This is a genomic window from Pseudomonas sp. DrBHI1 (assembly GCF_002205115.1).
Classification (GTDB): domain Bacteria; phylum Pseudomonadota; class Gammaproteobacteria; order Pseudomonadales; family Pseudomonadaceae; genus Aquipseudomonas; species Aquipseudomonas mosselii.
Window position 1 is genome coordinate 260,142 of record NZ_NIBE01000059.1, and the last position, 17,268, is coordinate 277,409.

The 17,268-nt window shown below is 63.9% G+C and carries 14 protein-coding genes; 7 read left to right on the forward strand and 7 right to left on the reverse strand.

Going from position 1 to position 17,268, the window contains the following annotated elements; all coding sequences use genetic code 11:
* Positions 1-224 precede the first annotated feature (224 nt).
* On the forward strand, positions 225-2,291 hold the full coding sequence (locus tag CC207_RS13250; RefSeq protein WP_143496112.1) for a hypothetical protein: 2,067 nt from the start codon (positions 225-227) through the stop codon (positions 2,289-2,291).
* A gap of 45 nt (positions 2,292-2,336) precedes the next feature.
* Here the strand turns inward: CC207_RS13250 and CC207_RS13255 are convergent, their stop codons facing one another.
* Positions 2,337-3,764: a serine protease gene (locus CC207_RS13255; RefSeq protein WP_028688417.1), complete on the reverse strand. Its 1,428-nt coding sequence runs from the start codon at positions 3,762-3,764 to the stop codon at positions 2,337-2,339.
* 161 nt (positions 3,765-3,925) lie between these two features.
* Here CC207_RS13255 and CC207_RS13260 point away from each other — a divergent pair, with 161 nt between their 5' ends.
* Positions 3,926-8,596: a dermonecrotic toxin domain-containing protein gene (locus CC207_RS13260; protein ID WP_088852234.1), complete on the forward strand. Its 4,671-nt coding sequence runs from the start codon at positions 3,926-3,928 to the stop codon at positions 8,594-8,596.
* Between the two features lie 5 nt (positions 8,597-8,601).
* On the opposite strand, the gene CC207_RS13265 is transcribed toward CC207_RS13260, so the two are convergent.
* The 5 genes from CC207_RS13265 to CC207_RS27160 form a co-directional block, all read right to left on the reverse strand.
* Positions 8,602-9,366, reverse strand: coding sequence for a divergent polysaccharide deacetylase family protein (locus CC207_RS13265; RefSeq protein ID WP_062362600.1), 765 nt, complete (start codon positions 9,364-9,366; stop codon positions 8,602-8,604).
* 9 nt (positions 9,367-9,375) lie between these two features.
* Complete coding sequence (locus CC207_RS13270; RefSeq protein WP_028688414.1) at positions 9,376-10,707, reverse strand: S41 family peptidase; 1,332 nt, start codon at positions 10,705-10,707, stop codon at positions 9,376-9,378.
* Between the two features lie 87 nt (positions 10,708-10,794).
* Positions 10,795-12,093 (reverse strand): murein hydrolase activator EnvC, encoded by a 1,299-nt coding sequence (locus tag CC207_RS13275; protein WP_028688413.1) that lies wholly within the window; start codon positions 12,091-12,093, stop codon positions 10,795-10,797.
* 140 nt (positions 12,094-12,233) lie between these two features.
* Positions 12,234-13,769 (reverse strand): 2,3-bisphosphoglycerate-independent phosphoglycerate mutase, encoded by a 1,536-nt coding sequence (gene gpmI, locus CC207_RS13280; RefSeq protein WP_028688412.1) that lies wholly within the window; start codon positions 13,767-13,769, stop codon positions 12,234-12,236.
* Between the two features lie 9 nt (positions 13,770-13,778).
* The gene (locus tag CC207_RS27160) at positions 13,779-13,925 is read right to left on the reverse strand and encodes a hypothetical protein (RefSeq protein ID WP_175406146.1); all 147 of its coding nucleotides are present in this window, start codon (positions 13,923-13,925) and stop codon (positions 13,779-13,781) included.
* 50 nt (positions 13,926-13,975) lie between these two features.
* Between CC207_RS27160 and CC207_RS13285 the strand changes: the two genes are divergently transcribed.
* Genes CC207_RS13285 through secB form a run of 3 tightly spaced genes read left to right on the forward strand, consistent with a single transcriptional unit; the run spans position 13,976 to position 15,167 of the window.
* Positions 13,976-14,389: a rhodanese-like domain-containing protein gene (locus CC207_RS13285; protein WP_028688411.1), complete on the forward strand. Its 414-nt coding sequence runs from the start codon at positions 13,976-13,978 to the stop codon at positions 14,387-14,389.
* A gap of 1 nt (position 14,390) precedes the next feature.
* Positions 14,391-14,645 (forward strand): glutaredoxin 3, encoded by a 255-nt coding sequence (grxC, locus tag CC207_RS13290; protein ID WP_003249204.1) that lies wholly within the window; start codon positions 14,391-14,393, stop codon positions 14,643-14,645.
* A 39-nt stretch (positions 14,646-14,684) separates the two neighbouring features.
* Positions 14,685-15,167: a protein-export chaperone SecB gene (gene secB, locus CC207_RS13295; protein ID WP_011531802.1), complete on the forward strand. Its 483-nt coding sequence runs from the start codon at positions 14,685-14,687 to the stop codon at positions 15,165-15,167.
* A 69-nt stretch (positions 15,168-15,236) separates the two neighbouring features.
* On the opposite strand, the gene trmL is transcribed toward secB, so the two are convergent.
* Positions 15,237-15,692: a tRNA (uridine(34)/cytosine(34)/5-carboxymethylaminomethyluridine(34)-2'-O)-methyltransferase TrmL gene (gene trmL, locus CC207_RS13300; protein WP_028688410.1), complete on the reverse strand. Its 456-nt coding sequence runs from the start codon at positions 15,690-15,692 to the stop codon at positions 15,237-15,239.
* Here trmL and CC207_RS13305 point away from each other — a divergent pair.
* Both CC207_RS13305 and CC207_RS13310 read left to right on the forward strand, forming a co-directional pair.
* Complete coding sequence (locus tag CC207_RS13305) at positions 15,691-16,128, forward strand: hypothetical protein (protein WP_088852235.1); 438 nt, start codon at positions 15,691-15,693, stop codon at positions 16,126-16,128. The two genes, trmL and CC207_RS13305, sit on opposite strands and share 2 nt — an antisense overlap.
* A gap of 267 nt (positions 16,129-16,395) precedes the next feature.
* Entirely contained in the window at positions 16,396-17,196 is an 801-nt protein-coding gene (locus CC207_RS13310; RefSeq protein WP_081791505.1) for an RHS repeat-associated core domain-containing protein, read from the forward strand.
* Positions 17,197-17,268: the final 72 nt, after the last annotated feature.

Here is a 17,268-nt window from a genome sequence, read left to right on the forward strand (position 1 = left end):
CGAGCCAAGGCCGGGTCACGTCACCTGGGCCCTTGGCATGGCCAGAGCCAGTGGTGGGCGACGCAGCCGTTGTGGACTTCAGTTGGCGTGGCAACCAGGGCTTCAACGACTTGCCGCCCTCGCGGCGCAAGGCGTTGATGGCCATGCGCTCGAACGTGGCACTCGCAGGTGAGCAGCCACAGGCATCAGGGGTTTACCGGGTGGCTGGGCAGGACTGCGTGCCGATGCTGGGCGAAGTGTTTGCCGTGAGCGCATCGGACGACGGCATCCGCGTGGTCGACCCGGCGGGTGGGCATGGCCCTTACTTGTCCTACGAGGCGGGCGCCTGGCGTGTCGATACCCGGCTGCGCTTGCGCGGTGGCATGCCCAAGCCTTCCCTGGAAAAGCAGTTCAACAGGATGCTCACGCAGATCGACCGGCTGACCCTGGAATCGAACCAGGCGGCGGGAGTTCTCAAGCCAACCCTTGATGAAGCGCTGGTATTGCAACGCAAGCACGATCAGCTCTGCGTGCTCGAGGCTGCGGAGCGAAAGCGTCGCCTGGACGCCGAAATGACAGGCGACACCTGCTTCGACAAGGTCGGCTCCGACCGCCTGATGACCAGCTACCAGGCACGACTCGCCGAGTTGAACACGGCGTTGAAGGCAAAGCGGCTCGAGGCGCTGTCGGCGCTGGAAGCGGTCATGGCGCCCGATCGCAAGCAGATCGCCCAGATCAAGGTGATGCTCGAGCCCAAGTATGGTCGCTACCGGCAGCATGGCGCGGGCGCGCTCCTCGATGGCCAGTTGAACCTGCTCACGCAGTCGACGATTCGTAACGCCGATTTCGCGCTGACCGAACTCTATACGCTGGCCGACTACGCGCACATCAGTGAGATGCGCAAACAGTTCAGGGGAAAGTACCTTTTCGAAGTGGCGGAGCAATATCGGCAATTTCGTAACGAACTCATCGATCTCTGCGAGATCAACGAGCGGGTGCTTGCTTTGCACGGCGAGCTCGACGTGCTGCTGCTCGACGTGCCGGATACCCTGAATGTCAGCGCCACGACGACGGCCCGCAGCGTGGCGCAGTTGATCATGGGGCGGCGCTTCACCACGATCGATTTGCGTTTCCAGCACGTGTTGAACCTCGCGGAGGCCGCGTTGCGGCTGGAGTCCAGGAGCATGCCGCGGCGCTTGTTGAGGTTCCAGCGGGGGCTGGTCAACCCTGCGCTGAATCGCGCCTCCTCGGCGCATGGGGATTCGTTGAAGGCCAACCTGTCGGCGGCCGACCGGATCAGCATCCTGCAAGAGGCCTGGGACGTGTACACCGCCGCGATCGTACACAGCCTGCACATCGAGCCCCAGGCCGGCGAGTTGCTCGACCCCGTGATGCTGCGCCGCTACCGGGCTCACATGATCCTGCTCAAGGAGGACGCGGGGCGCCGCTTGGTCGATGCCATCGCCGAGCAGGACGGTGCGCCGACGTCCAGCGGGCGCGTGCCTTACCCCGTCGCCCAGGAGCCCAAGCGGATAATTCGCAATGACGACGGCCAGTTGCTCATCGCCACCGAGGTAGACCACGAAGGACGGGTTGTCCTGGAGGTGCGCCAGTCGATCACCGACAAGGTCTTGCAGGTGTTCGAGCGCCAAGGGGATGCCTGGGTCGAGCGTGTTGAGGACGCGCCCGCGCCCAGCGTGCAGCCAGGCCCATCGATTGACGTCGCTGCGCAGGTCAAGGCGCTGCTCGCGGACCACCAGGACCTGCTCGACGCCGCCCAGGCGTATGTGCAGGACGATGTCAGTGGCGCGCTGCTGGATCGCCTGCTCAGTGAGCAGGTGAAGGTGTTGGAGCAAGCCTTGGCAGGCTTCGCCGAGCAGGGGGCGCAGGCGACGGCTACCGCCCCGCTGAGAAAGGCCTTGGAGGCCTTGAAGACTTACCGGGTCGAACAGTTGACCCTGCTCTACGGCAAGACCCCATACCCCACGGCCAAGGGGTTGCGCTTCCTGCATGAGCAGCAACTGATCAAGGTCGAGTACGTGCGGCGCGAGAGCTCGGTCAACACCAGCCCGTTCGATGAGTTCAAGATCGTGCGTCTGAACGCGCCGGCTGGCAGCAAGGGTCGCCCGCTTTGGGCCGCGCATTTCCACTTGCCGTCGCAAGCGGCAAACCTGGCGGACTTCACCCACGCCCACCTCAAGCTCTGGAGCCAACGCTTGTTGGGCCGGCAGTACGAGGCCGCCAGCGGTCAGCGGGTGCACCGCGGGCGTCTGGAGCAGGCCGATGTGCAGGGCATCATCCCGCTGACCTGACGCCCGCAGGGACAGGCCCGGTCTTCACGACAGGGCCTTCGATCATCAACTTTCCGGGCTCAGCAACTCGCTGCGGGTGGCCGAGACCTGCCCGTCGAGATCGATCGCCCGGCTGCAGAGGGTGACCGGAAGCTGCGCCGCCGTGATGACCTGAGACGACATCAATGCGCGTCGGTAACCAAAGGGATTGGTGCAGTCGACTGCGTCCGGCTTACCCAGCTTGAGCACGTAACGCCGCAAGTAGGGCTGGTCAGTCTGCCAGTTGATCCGTACATGGCCTGCTTGGTGACGATCGATGCTGTAGCGCACCTGCGGCGAGCCCTCGGCGAGCAGTTCCAGCGGCACGCTCAAGGCATTGGCCATTAACGCTGGCGAAGGCAGTTGGTCGGCCGATTGCACGCCGATCAGGCACAGGTGATACCTGCCGGGTTGGCTGCCGATCGGGTCGTCGATGTGGTTTTCACTGGACGCTAGGGTTGCGCTGTAGCCGACAGGATCCTCGCAGGCCAGCGCATCGCGCACGGTTTTGTAGCGGTAGTAAGGGGTATCGAGGCTGAAGCTCATGTTCCATGTCGCGGGGAGGGGCTGGCCCTGCGCGTCGCTGGCTACCCGCTTCAGCAGACGGATGGGCGGCTTCTGGACGAGTTGGAAGCCGGGCAGCAGGTCGCAGCCCTCTACGCTGAGGTCTACGTGTGCGTTGCGAAAGCATCCCATCACCCGTTGCACCGGAATCGCGAAGTTGTTCATGGGCGTACAGGCGCCACCGGGGGCGCAGGCCTGGCCGACCGCCGCACTGTTGAGCACGCTGACCACGCGGCCGTTGGCGCGTTCGATCACCGGGCTGCCTGAGGCGCCTTCGCTACGGGTGGGGCAGTCGTTGGTCTTGAGCTTGCGCCAGACCCAGGGGAAGTCGGTCACGCTGTCCACGTCAGTCTCTTTGCAATACGCCGCGCGCAAGCCGCTGTCTGGTCGGCTGGGCTCACCCACCATCACCACTTCGCTGCCCGCTGGGGCGCGTTTGCCGAGCGTCAACGGCTCGACCCCGGCGGCCATGACATCGGCCAGGCTGGCTTGCAGTTCCACCAGGGCCAGGTCACTGCCTTGCACGCTGCTCCACACTGTGCGCTTGAGGGGGAAGGCGGCGCGTGTATCGGGGGTGTCGATGAAGTAGTTGAATGTGATCGTACCTTGCGCCGGTGCGTCATGGACGATCTGGCCGTTACGGGTGCTCAGGCAGTGGCCGCTGGTCAGCACGTAGGCGGGGCCGTTGGTGGCAGATGTCTGCTCACGGCTGTCGATCAGGGTGGCGATGCATTGGGTGTAGGGCGGCACGCTCAGGCGACCGATGCCGGTCCAGTGGGCGTTTTCGCCGTTGGCATTGGTCAGCGGCGTGGGCACCGCCTGGGCGGCGATGGCGTTAAGGGTGGTCAGGGCCAGTACGCTGGCCAGGGCGTTGGTGGGGAGCATGGGCATGGGGCGGTTCTCTTCGTGGGGGGCGCCGTCACGCTGCCGTAACCGGACCCTGCGTTGTGGTGCTTATTGATGACGTCACCGCGCTGAGCAATATGTAGGCCTGCCCCGCGTTCTTGGCTGTATACGCTCCTTGGCCACCCTCAGCCTGGAGCCGCCCGCCCATGACCCCTTTGACCGATGACAAGCACGCCGTGGCGATTCAGTTCGCCAGCCGCCCGACCCTGCGCCAGGTCGCGGGGCGGCAGTTGATGCAGGTGCTGATTGAGCATCACCCGACGATTGCCGAGTACCGCCCGGAGCTGACATCTGCAGAGGTGCTGTACCTGATGATCCCCCAAGCGGATACCACCTGGCGCAACCAGCCGTTCGTCGACTACATCCTGCAAGCGCTGCTGGATCGACGCGTCCTCGATTTTTCCCGGGTGGCTGGTCTGGACTACCGCCTAAGCCTTGAGGTCCCGCGCCGGTTCTACGCCAACCCGGCCCCCTTCGAAGGTTCCGATGCCGACGTGGTCAGGCTCGAAGCGCTGACCGACGCGCTCAATGACCTGCTGGTACTGCTGCCCGAGCACTTCTGCCAGGCGCAGGTCGAGTACTGGCAAGGCACGGGCAGTGCCGGGGTCAGCCGCGACCGCTGGCTGCAACAGGCGATGAAGTCGGCCTGGTTGGCCAACCTGCCCCTGCAAGGCTTGGATGCCGAGCAACAGGGCTACGTCCATGGCCTGCTTCAAGGCGGCAAGCAATCGCCTAGCGTGAGTGTGCTCCAGGTGCAATTGAGCCAAGGCGCCGAGCGTTACCACACGCTGCTGCCGAACCTGCTGCTCATGGGCGAAAGCGATGCGCGCAAGGTGTTCCTCTGGTGCATGCCTTCCAGTGCCATCCGCGCGTTCGACTCGCTCGAAACCCTGGTCCTGTTCCTGCGCGATGCATTCGCTCAGGAGCAGGCGTTCGAGACGTTCGTGTGGAACCGCTACGAACTGGAGGGCGATGCGTTCGCCCAGCTGAGCACGTTGATGCTCGAGGCGTCGCTCGAGCGCGTGCGCCGTGTCCGCTACTCGCAACTGGCCGATGTCGACGCCCTGGAGCGCTGCTTCGCCGCGCTGTGCGACCCGTCGCGCCCCTTCATCGAGGGCTACCGCGTGAACGACCCGCAAGCCCGCGCGCTATTGCCGCCGCAGTTTCTGCACGCGGTGCCGGCCGACAGCTTCGCTTGCCAGTGCGCGCTGTTCGACCTGGCCCTGGCGCAGGCGCTGTCCGATGGTGTCGGCGCCCTGGATGGCGTGCTCGACCTACAGGCCTACGCGCGCCAGCAGTTGCGTACGCAGTTGCTGGCCGACCATCCCGACGACGCCAACTACTTCCCGGACGACCTGGAGTTGACCCTGACCATCGCCCGAGGCACACCCGGCGGTGCGGGCGCAGGCGTGGGTGGCGGCAGCGTGGCGCACCGGCGCATGAGCCTGACCGAATTCGCCATCGGCAACCTGAGTTCGCTGCAAGGCGCGCTGCTGAGCGCCGTCGAACACCGCAAGGGCCAGTTGATCATGGACTGGATGAACCCGGGCTACGTGCAGTCACTGGTCCAGCGGGTCGATATCGGCGGGCACTACCCGAACTACGTGGCGCAGTGCCTGGACGACCCTGCCCAGCGCGCGCAGCGGGTCGTGCGGTTCGGGCGCGAGTGGCGCTGCTCGCTGTTGTTCAGCGCCCTTTCGGCACGCCTGGCCAAGACCCTCAGCGAAGCGGCCCTGGGCTGCGTGGTCGACTACTGCCGCGGTGTCGTCGATCCGCAGTCGCCTGCGCAGATGCTGATGCCCTTGGCGTTCAAGCGCGAGCCCGATGCGACCTCCAGCGACAAGGCGGCGGGCATGTACGTGCTATTTTCCACCCAACCTGAATGTGTGCTGCTGTACCGGCCGCTGTACGGTAATGCCGCGCTCATCGAGTACGCCAGCCTTAGGGCGATGATGGCGGCGATCAGCCAGTCCGGTGCGCTGCAGGACAGCGTCCTCGACTGGCTCACCCCCGAGGCGCGTCTTGTCTATGGCCGCGGCGGTTTTCTCGAGCCGCACCTGCTGCGGCCGATCGTCGACACCTCGGTGTTGCCTTCGCGGGTCAAGCCTGCCACCTTCGAGGCGCAGTTCTGGCAGCGCGACGTCGATGCCAAGCTGTACCAGGCCAACCGCGATCTGCTGGTGGAACTGGCCGACCGGCAATCGGTTTCCAATCGGGAAAGCCGCTGGGCGATCCTCACCCAGGGCGCCTGGTTGCTGTTCGATGTGGTCAGCCTGTTGCTGCGCGGGCCTGTGGCCACTGTTGCCTGGCTGGCGCAGGGCATCACAGGGATGCAGAACGACCTGGCGGCGCTGCGTGGCGACAACGCGTTCGAGCGCTCCGCGGCCGTGGTGGACCTGCTGCTCAACGCGTCAATGGCGTTGATGCACCTGCGCCTGCCGGGGGCGTCGGCCGTCACGCAATCGATCGTGCCTGCATCGGCCATCGAGCGCCTGCCGTTGCTGCAGCCAGCTCGCCGCGCACAGGCACTCAAGCCTTCGCAGGGCAAGGTCGGGTTAGCGGGGGCCCTGGGTGACGCGGCCACACGGCTGGACTTCTCGTGGCGCGGCGCCCAAGGGCTCAACGTGCTCACGGCCGAGCGGCGCAAGGCGCTGCAAGCCCTGCGTGTCGGGCAATCGCTTGACGGTCTGGAGGCGATTGGAAGCGGTGACCATCAAGGGCTGTATGCGCTCGAGGGACATCACTATTTGCCCTTGGATGGCGATGTGTACCGCGCTCGTGTCTCTGGCGAGGGGGTGCGCATCGTCGACCTTGCCGGGCAAGCGGGGCCTTGGGCGGTGTTCGTCGACGGCCAGTGGCGGATCGACCCGGCGCTGCGCCTGCGCGGCGGCATGCCGCGCAGTCGTCTGAAGGCGATGAAGGAGGAAAACCAGAGGTTGTTCGACAGTCTGCGTCATAGCGAGACGGTATTCGCGCAAACCAACAACCGACTGGGCAAGCTACTGGAGGACCACCGCGACCTACTGAACCAGAAGGACCGCCAGATTGCCGCATTGGAAGCCTTGCCCGCACTGGACGAGCTGAACCAGAACGTCCTCGACCTGACTCGGCGCTTGCGCAAGAAGATCAACGAGAAAGTCATCTACGAACTCAAGGCGGTGGTGGAGAACGGTATCGAGCATGACCGGCTCCTTGCTCGCCTGCACGACATGCGGATCGACGACACGGCGCTGCAAGCTTCGCTCGCGGAGCAGCGCAGTGGCGTGCGCCAGGCCCTCGTCGAGAATCTTTCGGTGTACTACAACGAGATGGCCTCGATGATCAATGAAGAGGGGCTGGATGATATCTCCAAGGATGTCGCCGTGCGCCCCGAGGGAGCGCTGGAGATACAGCACTACAAGACGTTCCTGGCCTCGCTGGAGAATGTCATCAAATGGGAGACCGACCTGGTCGACATCTCCCGAGTGCTGGACAAGGTGCTCGTGGATACCCTGAACGACACCTCGATCGTGTTCAAGAATGACAAGAACGAGGCGAGGATCAACAAGGACACCGAGCTCAAGCAGACTATCGAGCGCCGACGCCTGTCGGCCATCGACCTGGATTTCCGCCTGTTGCTCGACCTGGCCGAGGTCAGCCTCGACCGCTTGGTGGATGTCGAGGAGCGTACCTTGGAGCAGTACCTCGACTACCTGGCCAGCGAAGCCCTGAAGAGTGCGGGCAATGCCCATGGTGACCTGGCCGGGAGCGAGCTTTCGGTCAATGAGCGGATCGACGTTCTGACGGGCATCCTGGAGGCCTACGAAGAGGCCAGGGGGATGGCGGACTACCTGAGTAGCCTCGGTGGCCAGGCGATCCGGCAGGATCGTTTACAGCAGTACAAGCAGACCCTCGAAGGCCTCAAGAACTTGGCGGAAAAAGACCTGGCCGAGGCCGTCCGGGAAAAGGAACTCGAGCTGCCGCCGGTGAGACAGGCTTCCACCTACGCGCCACGCGGCGGCAGGCGCAAAGTAGTCAGGACCAGCCGCGGGCGCAGCGTCCTGGGTGAAGAGGTGGAGATCGACGGTATCGCGGTGATCCAGCAGCGGGACTTCCGCACCCAAAGCGTGATCAAGACTTTCCACAACCAGGGTGGGGAATGGGTCGAGCAAGCCTCGGGGAGCGGGGCTGACGACCTTCCGCCCGTTTCGCCCAAGGACCCGCGCATCGCGCGTCAGCGTGCCCATGCCTTGGTCGGCCAGGTGGACTCGGTAATCAACCTTGCCCGGCTGTACGTCAAGTCCGATGAAGCGCTCGGGCTTTCCGCGGTGATGGAGGGGCATATCGGCAAACTCAAGGAGGTGCAGGCCAAGTTGCCTAGGCTGACCCCTGAAGACGAGCTGTTCGACAACCTGAGCCAGGCGGTGACGCGTCTGCAGGCGACCCAGCGTGACCTGCTGACGGGCATGTACCTGGTCACCTCCCACCCCACGGCGAAGAGTTTGCGCTTTCTGTTCGAGCACAACGAAGTGACGGTTCACCGAGCCGGCCCACGGCGAATGCTGTCGGCCAAGGACTACCTGGACGTTTATGAGATTCGCCGCCGTCAGCGGGCGGGCGAGCAACAGGGCGAGGGCCTGTGGGAGGCGCATTTCCACTACCCTGCAACGACCACCGGCACACGGCAATTCAGCAAGGGCCATCTCAAGCTGTGGTCGCAGCGCAAGCTGGGGCGCAAGGCGCAACTGCATGCGGCGGCCAGCGGCAAGGACCTGCTGGCGATCTACCGGGGGGAAGTGCGACTGGGTGAGGTGGAGGGCGTTATTCCCTTCGACTGAGGCGCTCAGCGGTTCAGGTAGCGGCCTTGCTTGCCGTGCGCGGGCGTGGCCTGGTTGCCCCGTTCGGCGATCATCTGGTGCAGGCTGATCAGCTCGATGCCTTGGCTTTTCAGCCGGGGCAGTTGCTCCTCCAGGACCGCCAGGGTTTGTGGGTAGGGGTGGCCGATCAGCACCGCCGAGCCTTGCTTGCGCGCCTGGGCAATGCCCAACTGCAACTGTCCGCTGATCGCCTCTGTGGTGCGCACGTCATCGAGGAACACATCCCTCGAAACATGAGCCAGGCCGACGGTCTGCGCTTCGGCGGCTGCCACGGTGGCAGCGCTGGTGCGGCTGTCGACGAAGAACAGGTGGCGGCGCTGTAGTTCTTCCATAAGCCAGTGCATCGGCTTGCGCTGGGCAGTCATGCGGCTGCCCATGTGGTTGTTGATACCCGCGGCGAAGGGCACCTTTGTCAAGGCGGCGTCCAGGCGCCGGGCCAGCTCCTCGATCGGCGTGCCAGGGTGCCAGGCGTAGGGGCCGGTGGCCGGGTCCATGGGCATGTGCAGGATCACCGTGCGTCCGGCCTTGTGGGCCTGGCGGGCGAAGTCGGTGGCGTGCGGGGTGTCGGGCATTATCGCCATGGTCACCGGCCCAGGCAGGGCGAGGGTGCGGCTGTCACGCTCGCTGTTCTGGCCCAGGTCGTCGATGATGATGCTCAGGTAGGCCTTGCCCGGCGCCGCCTGGGCGGTACCGAGCATCAGGCAGATAAGCGTGAACAGCAGGTAACGCATTGGCAACGGTCAGTCGCCCTTGGTGATGTTCAGGCCCTTCAGCAGGCTGAGGGCCTGGCTGAGCTGGAAGTCGTTGTCCTGTGGGCGGTCCTTGCGCTTGCTGCTGCCGCTCGGACGGTCGGCGCCGCCGTTGCCGTTGCCCAAGTGACCCTGCAGATCGGCTTCCTTGAAGTTGTCGTTGTCGGCCTCGGCGGTAAGCTTGGCAGGACGCACCTCGATGTCCGGGACGATGCCCTGGGCCTGGATCGAGCGGCCGTTGGGGGTGAAGTAAAGCGCGGTGGTGAGCTTAAGCGCACGGTCGTTGGCCAGTGGTAGCACGGTCTGTACGGAGCCCTTGCCGAAGCTGTCGGTGCCCATCAGCACGGCGCGTTTCTGGTCCTGCAGGGCGCCAGCGACGATTTCCGAAGCCGAGGCGCTACCGCCGTTGATCAGCACCACCAGCGGCACGCCTTCGCTGGCGTCGGCCGGATCGGCAGAGTAGCGCAGCTCGGAATTGGCGATACGGCCCTTGGTGTAGACGATCAGGCCCTTGGTCAGGAAGTGGTCGGCTACTTCCACCGCCGACTGCAGCACGCCGCCGGGGTTGTTGCGCAGGTCGAGGACCACGCCGCGCAGCTTCTTGCCGTTGTCCTTGCGCAGCTTGGCCAGGGCCTTGCCTACCTCGTCGCCGGTCTTGACCTGGAACTGGGTGATGCGGATGTAGCCGTAGTCGTTTTCCAGCAGCTGGCTCTTGACGCTCTTGACCTGGATCACCGCGCGGGCCAGTGTCACGTCGAACGGCGTGCCGCCGTCGCGCACCAGGGTCAGGGTAATTTTCTCGCCGATCTTGCCGCGCATCTTGTCCACGGCCTCGGTCATGGTCTGGCCACGGGTTGGCGCGCCGTTGATCTTGACGATCAGGTCGCCGGCCTCGATGCCGGCGCGGGATGCCGGGGTGTCGTCAATGGGCGAGACCACCTTGACGAAGCCGTCTTCCATGCCCACTTCGATGCCCAGGCCGCCGAACTCGCCGCTGGTGCTTTCCTGCAGCTCCTGGAAGTCCTCGGGACCAAGGTAGGCCGAGTGCGGGTCGAGGTTGCTGAGCATACCCTTGATGGCGTTTTCCAGCAGGGTCTTGTCATCCACTGGCTCGACATAGGCTGCCTTGATACGGTCCATGACCTCGGCGAAGGTGCGCAGCTCGTCCAGCGGCAGCGGCGCCTTGGCGGTCACCTCGGTGGCCGGCACGGCGGCGGGCTTGGCCGTCGTCGGCTTGGCCGGCTCGGCGGCAACGGCCAGGGGCGCGCCGACGACCAGAGCGATGGTCAAGGCCAGCTGGGTGAGGCGAGGCGAGTGCAGCATGTCAAACGAACTCCTGATCCTGTTGGTGCTCCCGTTGGGAGCATCGGTGCCACCGTTTCGTGGGCGGCGCCGTAAAAGTAGCATTAACTAGCCTCGGCACCATTGCGCTGGGTCGGTTGGCCGGCCCTGCTGGCGAATCGCGAAGTACAAGCCCGCGTTGTCCTGGCCACCGCTGTCGCCTACGGTGGAGATGGCATCGCCGGCCTTGACGATGTCGCCAGCGCTCTTGAGCAGGCTCTGGTTGTGGCCGTACAGGCTCAGGTAGCCATTGCCATGGTCGAGAATGACCAGAAGTCCAGCGCCGCGCAACCAGTCGGCGAACACCACGCGCCCGCCGTGCACGGCGCGCACCTGGGTGCCGGCGCTGGCGCCGATCATCACCCCGTCCCACTTGGCCCGGGCATCGCCGCCGCGGGTATCGCCGAAGCGTGCCAGCAATCGACCATTGACTGGCCATGGAAGTTTTCCCCGGGCCGCAGAAAAAGCACCGCCGTAGCTGGCGCCATCGCTGGAAACCACTGGGCCGAGGGTGGTACGGGCCTTCTTCGGCGCTTCCTCGGGTTCCTGGGCGCTGGCCGCCGCGGCCAAGGCCTGCTGCTTGCGGCGTTTTTCTTCTTCCTGCTTGGCCAGCAGGGCGCGCTGGCGGGCTTCCTCGGCCTCGCGGGCCTGACGGGCGAGGGTTTCCTCGATGGTCTTGAGCACCTTGCCCAGGTCGGCCTGGTCCTGCTCGCGGCTCTGCAGCTTCTGGTCGCGTTCTTTCATGTCGCTGTTGAGCTTGGCCAGCACCTGCTGGCGCTTGTCGCGTTCGGCCACCAGCGCTTGACGGCGGCCGTCGAGGTCGGCGCGTTGGGTCAACAGCTGTTCCTGCTGGCGGACGATGTCTTGCTCGACATTGGCCAACTGGCGCAGGGTCTCGTTGAAGGCGCGCAACTGCTCCATGCGTGCCTTGCTGAGGTAATCGTAATAAGTGAGGGTGCGGGCGAACTTCTCGGGGTTCTGCTGGTTCAGCAGCAGCTTGAGGTATTCCTCGCGGCCATTGTTCTGATAAGCGGAACGGGCCTGGATGGCAATCAGGCGTTGCTGTTCAACGCGGGCGCTCTGGAGTTTTTTTTTCTCGTGATCAAGGCGCTCCAGCTCGCCCTCTGTCTTTTTTAGTTCTTGCTGCAGTGCCTCCACCTGTTTCTCGAGGTTGCCGATGTCGGTCTCGGTGGACTTGAGGTCTTTCTGCACGCCGGCTTTCTCCTCCTGGAGCTTGCCCAGCATCTTCTTCAGCTCGGCGATGTCCTGGCGGGTGGCGTCCAGCTGCTGCTGGGTCTGCGCGCGCTCGTCGGCGAAGGCCGGGGTGAGCAGGCATGACAGGGCGAGTAAAAAGAGGGCGCGGAGCATGGGGTTTGGCGTACCGGGGATGGAGACTGGCCTAGTATGCCCTTGCGGGCCTGCAAAAAAAACGCCCCGCGGCTTGGGCGGCGGGGCGTTGGTCTGGAATTAGGGTATTTCGGGGCCACAAAGCGGCCCCAGTAGAACCCTCAAGCATCGATCAGGATCGAGGTTCCGGTCATTTCCGCCGGCTTTTCCAGCCCCAGCAGCTTGAGCATGGTCGGCGCCACATCGGCCAGCACGCCGCCTTCGCGGACCTTGACCTGACGCTTGCCGACATAGATGAACGGCACCGGCTCGGTGGTGTGGGCGGTGTGCGCCTGGCCGGTGCATTCGTCTTCCATCTGCTCGACGTTGCCGTGGTCGGCGGTGATCAGCGCTTCGCCGCCGACCTTGTCCAGCGCCTCGACGATGCGACCGACGCAACCGTCCAGCGCTTCCACGGCCTTGACCGCCGCGTCGAATACGCCCGTGTGGCCGACCATGTCGCCGTTGGCGTAGTTGACCACGATCACGTCGTAACGCTGCTGCTCAATGGCCTCGACAATACGGTCGGTGACCTCGGGGGCGCTCATTTCTGGCTGCAGGTCATAGGTGGCGACCTTTGGCGATGGGATCAGGATGCGTTCTTCGCCTTCGAACGGCTCTTCGCGCCCGCCCGAGAAGAAGAAGGTGACATGGGCGTACTTCTCGGTCTCGGCAATGCGCAGTTGGGTCTTGCCGTTCTTGGCAAGGTATTCGCCGAGTACGTTGTTCAGGCTGGCCGGGGCAAACGCCGCTGGGGCCGGAATCTTCGCCGAGTACTGGGTCAGGCCGATGTAGGCCGCCAGTTTCGGCAGGCGGGCGCGAGGGAATTCGTTGAAATCGGCCTCGACGAACACACGCGACAGCTCGCGGGCACGGTCGGCGCGGAAGTTCATGAAGATCACCGCGTCGCCGTCCTCGACCTTCACGGCTTCGCCGACACGGGTGGCCTTGACGAACTCGTCGCTCTCGTCGCGGGCATAGGCGGCTTCGAGGCCGGCCAGGGCGGTGTCGGCGGTGTAGTCGGCGACGCTGTCGACGATCAGGTTGTAGGCGGCGCTCACGCGGTCCCAGCGGTTGTCGCGGTCCATGGCGTAGTAGCGGCCGATCAGGCTGGCGATGCGGCCCTTGCCCAGCTTGGCGAAGGTGGCGTCGAGCAGTTCGATGGACGACTGGGCGCTGCGCGGTGGGGTGTCGCGGCCATCGAGGAAGGCGTGCAGGTAGATCTTCTCGGCGCCACGCTGCGCGGCCAGCTCGGCCATGGCGACCAAGTGGTCTTGGTGGCTGTGCACGCCGCCGTCGGAGAGCAGGCCGAGGATATGCACGGCCTTGCCAGCACCGACGGCCTTGTCCACCGCGCCGCCGAGCACGGGATTCTCGAAGAACTCGCCGTCACGGATGGCCTTGGTCACCCGAGTGAAGTCCTGGTACACCACACGGCCGGCGCCAAGGTTCATGTGTCCGACTTCGGAGTTGCCCATCTGCCCGTCGGGCAGTCCCACGTCCATGCCGGAACCGGAGATCAGGCCATGCGGCTGGGTGGCGCGCAGGCGGTCGTAGACCGGCGTGTTGGCAGCGAAGATGGCGTTGTATTCGGGGCTTTCGCTGTGACCGAAGCCATCCAGGATGATCAGGACCAGGGGTTTAGGCGTACTCGTCATCAATCAAACTCACGGTTGTTCAAAGATGATAAAGACACGCATTTTAGGGCAAATCCGCCAGCGACGGCGAATATTCCTCCCCTTGCCCGACAGGCGCGGCCAGGCATGCAACATGAAGACGCGTTTGCCGCCAGCCCAGTGGGCTTTGGTGGTCATGGGGCGCTGTGTATACTGGCCGCCATTTTCAATCGCCTGGAACACCCCTGATGGTTGCTCACCTGATTCAATTCGCGACAGATCACTACATCCTGGTGGCCATTTTCGTCGTCCTGCTGGTCCTGCTGCTGATCAACGAAGTCCGCCGTGGCGGCCAGAGCCTGAGCAACGGCCAGCTGACCGCGCTGGTCAACGCCGACAAGGCCGTGGTGATCGATATCCGTACCGCCAAGGAATACTCGGCCGGGCATATCGTCGGTGCGCTGAACATTCCCCAGGACAAAGTGGCCGGCCGCATGAGCGAGCTGGAAAAACACAAAGAAAAGACCCTGATCGTCGTCGACGCGATGGGCCAGCAGTCCGGCACCCTGTGCCGCGAACTGCTCAAGGCTGGTTACACCGCCGCCAAGCTCAGCGGTGGCGTTTCCAGCTGGAAAGCCGATAACCTGCCCCTGGTGAAGTGATATGAAGCCCGTCATCGTCTATTCCAGCGACTACTGCCCCTACTGCATGCGCGCCAAGTACCTGCTCGAGAGCAAGGGCGTGGCGTTCGAGGAGATCAAGGTCGACGGCAAACCCCAGGTTCGCGCCGAAATGAGCCAGAAGGCCGGCCGCACCTCGGTGCCGCAGATCTGGATCGGCAGCACGCACGTCGGTGGATGCGATGACCTCTATGCCCTGGAGCGCGCGGGCAAGCTCGACGCGCTGCTGGCGGCCTGATTCGCACTGCATTCAAGAACATTAGGAAAAGGATCTGCCATGACCGAGCAACAGACCAACGGCGCCACTGACGCCAACGCCCCACAATTCTCCCTGCAGCGCATCTACGTGCGCGATCTGTCGTTCGAGGCGCCGAAAAGCCCGCAGATCTTCCGCCAGCAGTGGGAACCGAGCGTCTCGCTGGACCTGAACACCCGCCAGAAGGCCCTGGAAGGCGACTTCCACGAAGTCGTGCTGACCCTGTCGGTGACCGTCAAGAACGGCGACGAAGTGGCCTTCATCGCCGAAGTGCAGCAGGCCGGCATCTTCCTGATTGCCAACCTCGACGCCGCTTCGATGAGCCACACCCTTGGCGCGTTCTGCCCGAACATCCTGTTCCCGTACGCCCGTGAGACCCTGGACAGCCTGGTGACCCGTGGCTCGTTCCCGGCGCTGATGCTGTCGCCGGTCAACTTCGACGCCCTGTACGCGCAAGAGATGCAGCGCATGCAGGAAGCCGGCGAAGTGCCGACCGTGCAGTAATCGCTGAAACAAGAAAGGGCGACTTCGGTCGCCCTTTTTTGTTCGTCGGTGTGCCCCGCGAAAGACCTTTCAGGCAAACCCCTGCTGCCGCCACGCCTCGTACACCGTCACCGCCACGGTATTGGACAGGTTCAGGCTCCGGCACCCCGGCCGCATCGGCAGGCGCAGGCGCTGCTCGGGGGCCAGGCTGTCCAGTACCTCGGCCGGCAGGCCACGGCTTTCAGGCCCGAACAGGAACGCATCGCCAGGTTGGTACTCGACCTCATGGAACGGGTGCGAACCCTTGGTGGTAAAGGCGAACAGCCGCGGCTGATTCAGGCTTTCCAGGCATTCGGCCAGGCTTTGGTGACGCTTGAGCGTGGCATACTCGTGGTAGTCCAGCCCGGCCCTGCGCAGGCGCTTGTCATCCAGTTCGAAGCCGATCGGCTCGATCAGGTGTAGGTCGCAGCCGCTATTGGCGCACAGGCGGATGATGTTGCCGGTATTCGGCGGAATTTCTGGTTGAAAAAGGATGACGTGAAACATGCACGGCTCCAAGCATGAGGATAACGAGCATTCTACCCCCGAACCCGACCCGCGTTCGAAGGCCTTCCCGCGGGTGATCCTGTCGCTGGCGATTGTCGGGCTGATGGTGGGCATGATGATCGGACGCCTGACCACCCCGGAGGAACGGGTGCTCGAGCAGGTGCAGGTGGTGCAGGATGGCCTGGACCTGTGGTTCAACGAAGAACCCAAACTGCATGGCGAGAATGTCCAAGGCACCGTTGCCATCGTGTTCGAGGCCCAGGGCAAGGCACAGCGTGGTCAGCTGACGCTGCAGGACAAGCCGGTGGGCTGGCGCCTGCAGAAGAGCGAGGAAGGGCTGGTACTGACCTTGGTGGCCGCCCGCCCCCTGCGCGGCGACTGGAACGCTACGGAGGAGGCGGGGCGCTGGCGGGTGCAGGTGAGGCTGCATGAATAAAAGAGGGGATTTCCCGGCCTGCCTGTACCGAGGTCCCCAAAACTGGAGGTACTTGGTACATAGCAGGGAGCGTGCCAGGTCTTGTGCGCCCAGAAATACGGTGTTCCGGCCATTTTTTGAGGGCTTGCGAGGGCGAATCTGCCTTTTGCTGGTGCGCGCAGCACAGCAACGGTGCAAATGGGGCCTGATAATTTTGCCAGTTTCGGACACTGCCAGCCTCGGTTAGCTTTCGGCTCATGATTCCCGGCTCGATAGGAGTGACTGTTCATGAGCCAGTACTTGCCGATGACAGATCACCAGCGATCACCTTTCAGAGGACGCAATTTCTCCAGGGCGTATACGCCATATGGTGCTACTGCGGCTGCAGGAGGCCCAATTCTCGGTTTCTGTGGGCAGCCCTGCGAGAGGCCCATTGGTATCTACCCTCTGGGCAACGGCTACCGTTGTTATTCCCCAACCGCGTTGCGCTTCCTGTCTCCGGATCGATTGAGTCCTTTTGATGAGGGAGGGATCAATGCCTATGGCTACTGCGCGGGTGATCCAGTCAACAAATGGGACCTCAGTGGCGGGGTATGGGAGCCGATATTTGGTGGCATCATGGGTATTATCGGCACGGTGGAGACAGCAAGTAGCCTGGCCACAAATATCAAACTCAGAAAGAATATAAAAACGCAGAAAGCTACTTCCAATGACCCTGCCGTGCTGAATACTGTAGAGCCCACCAGAACACGTATTCTGGAAGAGAAGATAGCAACAGGCTTGGCACTGGGCGCCACGGCAAGTGCTGGGGCTACTTTGGCTGGTGTGGCAGTGGCCGCACCCGTTGGAGTTGTTCTTGCCGGAGGATCCTTTGGCGCGTGGGCCCTGGATAAGGTGGCAGCTCGTCGTGAAGAGAAGAGACGTGAAAACCCACTAGATTTTCTGGGGCGCTCGGCAGGGACTCGCGAGAACCAGATCATTGCCGCGTTCAAGGTGGTCAGAAAGGCGATCAATGACGACATAGGGTCGATTGAATCTGCACCCAATGAGGTTTTGGCGGCTGCCAATGAGTTGAGAGAACTGGTCTGACTTACCGTCTAAGTTGATGTTGTGCGGCGCACGTGAGGACCACAAATGGCCCTCACTGGCCTGTACTCTCTT